The organism is Streptomyces sp. BR123, assembly GCF_013401435.1.
Classification (GTDB): domain Bacteria; phylum Actinomycetota; class Actinomycetes; order Streptomycetales; family Streptomycetaceae; genus Streptomyces.
In genome coordinates this window covers 1-389 of the sequence record NZ_JACBGN010000695.1, presented here as the reverse complement: position 1 = coordinate 389, position 389 = coordinate 1, and the positions used below count along the sequence as shown (strand labels likewise).

Here is a 389-nt window from a genome sequence, read left to right as displayed (position 1 = left end):
GGCTGATAGAGACCTACGGGGCAGAAGCCGTAGCGGAAGCAGAAACCCGCATTGCGGGCGCGAGAAAGCCCTATCCGAGCAATATCGCCAAAGTATTGGGGGCTAGCCTACCCGAAGCCCTAAAACGCACAGAAAACGCCGCAGCGCGCCAAAAACTGGCAGGGCTGCGGCGGATGTTGGACGGTAAGGCAGTTAAGACTTCACAAGACTTGTGAAATCAGACCACTGCTCAATGCGGAACGCCCGAATATCGCGGACAGAAGACGGAAACCAAGGCAGAGCTTTTAGCTCGTTGATGGCTGAAAACAGGTTAGCCATATCTTCGTTTTGGCAGGTGTACAAACTTCCCTGAGTGCGGGTAAAGCCGAATTCCCGCATGGTGTATCCAA

Annotated in this window: 2 protein-coding genes; one reads left to right on the top strand and one right to left on the bottom strand. The window is 54.0% G+C overall.

The window, feature by feature from the left end; translation table 11 throughout:
* Positions 1 to 2: 2 nt before the first annotated feature.
* Positions 3 to 215 carry a cryptic plasmid protein A gene (locus HYE82_RS37430; protein ID WP_256988241.1) on the top strand — a complete coding sequence of 71 codons (213 nt, stop codon included), beginning with the start codon at positions 3 to 5 and terminating at the stop codon, positions 213 to 215.
* On the opposite strand, the gene HYE82_RS37085 is transcribed toward HYE82_RS37430, so the two are convergent.
* Positions 193 to 389 (bottom strand): virulence factor (locus HYE82_RS37085; protein WP_179178604.1); only part of this gene is annotated, 197 nt, incomplete at its 5' end. The genes HYE82_RS37430 and HYE82_RS37085 overlap by 23 nt on opposite strands.